Origin of the sequence: Aetokthonos hydrillicola CCALA 1050, assembly GCF_017591665.1 — a bacterium.
Taxonomy (GTDB): Bacteria; Cyanobacteriota; Cyanobacteriia; order Cyanobacteriales; family Nostocaceae; genus Aetokthonos; species Aetokthonos hydrillicola.
Genome location: NZ_JAAKGC010000269.1, coordinates 1 through 2,830 on the forward strand (window position 1 = coordinate 1; position 2,830 = coordinate 2,830).

The 2,830-nt window shown below is 66.0% G+C and carries 2 protein-coding genes and 1 pseudogene; 2 read left to right on the forward strand and 1 reads right to left on the reverse strand.

Features of this window, described 5'->3' with window-relative positions:
• Nucleotides 1–175 precede the first annotated feature (175 nt).
• Together G4P69_RS36780 and G4P69_RS36785 are read left to right on the forward strand one after the other, a co-directional pair.
• Nucleotides 176–985, forward strand: coding sequence for a heme-binding protein (locus tag G4P69_RS36780; RefSeq protein ID WP_208354769.1), 810 nt, complete (start codon nt 176–178; stop codon nt 983–985).
• A gap of 89 nt (nt 986–1,074) precedes the next feature.
• Nucleotides 1,075–2,607: a cryptochrome/photolyase family protein gene (locus G4P69_RS36785; RefSeq protein WP_208354770.1), complete on the forward strand. Its 1,533-nt coding sequence runs from the start codon at nt 1,075–1,077 to the stop codon at nt 2,605–2,607.
• A 13-nt stretch (nt 2,608–2,620) separates the two neighbouring features.
• On the opposite strand, the pseudogene G4P69_RS36790 reads toward G4P69_RS36785, so the two are convergent.
• A pseudogene (locus tag G4P69_RS36790) lies at nt 2,621–2,830 on the reverse strand (hypothetical protein); the annotation flags it as partial.

The window sequence follows — 2,830 nt, forward strand, 5'->3', positions numbered from 1 at the left end:
CCCAGCGCCCGAAACCCCGGCCGCCCCACCGGCGACGTCTCCCAGATCCCCGGAGTCTTCATCGCCCCCCACGGCAGGGTCGTTGGCGGCTACAAGCACAAGCCCCAGGCCGACCGCCCCGACTACGCCGCCATCGCTTGCCCCGTCAGGTAATCAGACCCCGGAGGTACCAACCATGAAACCCATCGCAAACATCCGCCGTGCTCTCCTCGGCACGCTCACCGCCGGCGCCGCCTTCATACTCCCGGCTTGCAGCGAGCCTGCCACCCATTCTCCTGCCGCCGTCGCACCGCCAACCCCGGCTCAACCAGCAGAGGTCCAGAGCAACGCTGCACCGGCACCCGCGCCAGCAAACCCGGCGAAACCGACGATCCCCCCCGTCGAGCGCACCGCCAGCGGCTACCGCTGGGGTACCGCGAAGATCACGACGCCGCTCCCCGAGGGCTACCCCGATCCCACCGCCCCCGGTGTGATCGAGGTCAAGAACTACCCGCTCGTCCGCCGCGCAGAAGTCACCACCACCAAACCCGGCGTCAACGCGGGGATGAACTCCGCCTTCTGGCCGCTGTTCCAGCACATCCAGCGCCGCGACATCGCCATGACCTCGCCTGTCGAGATGGACTACAAGGGCCTCACCGCCGATGCGGGTGCGCAGCCCGACGCGTGGACCATGTCGTTCCTCTACCGCACGCCCGACCTCGGCCCCTTGGGCGAGGACAAGTCCTCGAAGCGACACACCGTCCGCATCAACGACCTGCCCCCGATGACCGTCGCGGCCATCGGCTTCCAAGGCCCGTACCGACTCGAAGTCGTCAAACTGAACCTCTCGAAACTCCAAGCCTGGCTCGCCCGAAACCCGGAATGGGAGGCCGCCGGCGACCCCCGCGCCATGTTCTACAACGGCCCGGAACAGTGGGAGAACCGCAAGTGGGGGGAAGTGCAGGTGCCGATCAAGCGCGTCGACGCGGCCTCGGCACCCGGTTGAGTGATCTCATGAAACCACACGCCGCCCGCTCAGCGTTCGATCCCAACTGAACCATTCCGCCTGCCAGCGACGCCATTCAGCACCCCGCAATGCCCGCCCTGCTCCTGATCCTCGGCGACCAACTCTCCACGGCCCTCCCCGCCGTGAGCGCCATCGCGAAGGGCACCGACACGGTCCTCATGGCCGAAGTCAAGGGTGAATCCACTCACGTCCCCAGCCACAAGCAGCGCACGGTGCTCTTCCTCAGCGCCATGCGCCACTTCGCCCGAACCCTCACCAAAGTCGGGCACACGCTCCGCTACATCACCCTCGACGCCCCCGCCAACACGCACACCATCGTCGGTGAACTCGGCCGTGCCGCCTCCGCCCTCCGCCCGTCCCACATCGTCCTCACCCGCCCCGGCGAACACCGCCTCCGCACCGCGATCGAGAAGTGGTCGAGAACCTCCGGCGTCCCCATCGAGATGCACGAGGACACCAGTTTCTTCACCACCCGAGACCAGTTCCACGCCTGGGCTCAGGGGCGCCAGGCCCTCACGATGGAGTACTTCTACCGCGAGCAGCGAAAACGGCTGAACGCCCTCATGGAGCCCGACGGCAAGCCCCTCGGCGGCGAGTGGAACTACGACGCCGAAAACCGTCTCGCCTTCAAGCAAGACCCCCTCGTCCCCCAGCCGCTCCGCTTCCCGCCCGACGCGATCACCCGCGAGGTGATGAAGACCGTCGAGCGCGAACTTCCGAACCTGCCCGGACGCCTCGACACGTTCGACTGGCCGGCGACCGAGGCCGACGCCAGCGCCGCATGGAAGGACTTCCTCCGGATCCGTCTCCACAACTTCGGCCCCTACGAAGACGCCATGTGGTCCGGCCAGCCCTGGCTCTACCACGCCCAGATCTCCCCGGCGATGAACCTCAAACTCATCGACGCGCGCGACATGCTGCACGACGTGCTGGCCGCCGCGAAGGCCGGCAAGGCCCCGCTCCAATCCGTGGAGGGCTTCGTCCGCCAGATCATCGGCTGGCGCGAGTTCATCCGCGGCGTCTACGAACGCGAAGGCCCCGACTACGAATCCCGTAACGCCCTCAACCACACGGGCAACCTCCCTGAGTTCTACTGGACCGCCGACACCGACATGAACTGCATGCGCGAGTGCATCGGCCAGGTCCTCGACCACGGCTACGGCCACCACATCCAGCGCCTCATGGTCACCGGCAACTTCGCCCTCATCGCTGGCGTTCATCCGAAGAAGGTCAGCGACTGGTACCTCGGCATGTACGTCGACGCCGTCGACTGGGTCACGCTCCCCAACACGTTGGGCATGAGCCAGCACGCCGACGGCGGCGTCGTCGGCACCAAGCCCTACGCCGCCAGCGCCAACTACATCGGCAAGATGTCCAACTACTGCAAGGGCTGCCGCTACGACCCCAAGCAGCGCACCGGCGAAACGGCCTGCCCCTTCAACACCCTCTACTGGGATTTCATGATCCGCCACAGGGACCGTTTCGCGAAGAACCAGCGCATGAGCATGATGATGAAGAACGTGGACCGCATCTCCAAGCCAGAGATCACCCAGATCACCAAAGACGGCAAACGCCTCAAGCACAAGTTCGGCATCGAATAGCCTTACCGCACATTCACCCTCTCTCTCTCTCTCTCTCTCTCTCTGCATTTCTCCGCGAACTCCGCGTTCTCCGCGGTAAACCTCTTCTCCCCACCGCGCCGGCGGCGAGGTGCGGCGAGAGCATGCTGGTGGCGTCGACGCTCGGGGTGTCGCGGTCGGCTTTGTAGTTCGTCAGACGCTTGTCGATGAAGTTGGCGAGGCGCTTGTGGGCCCAGGCTTCGCC

Coding starts and splice junctions, on each gene's coding strand:
- G4P69_RS36780 (WP_208354769.1), top strand. CDS start 176: ATGAAACCCATCGCAAACATCCGCCGTGCTCTCCTCGGCACGCTCACC.
- G4P69_RS36785 (WP_208354770.1), top strand. CDS start 1,075: ATGCCCGCCCTGCTCCTGATCCTCGGCGACCAACTCTCCACGGCCCTC.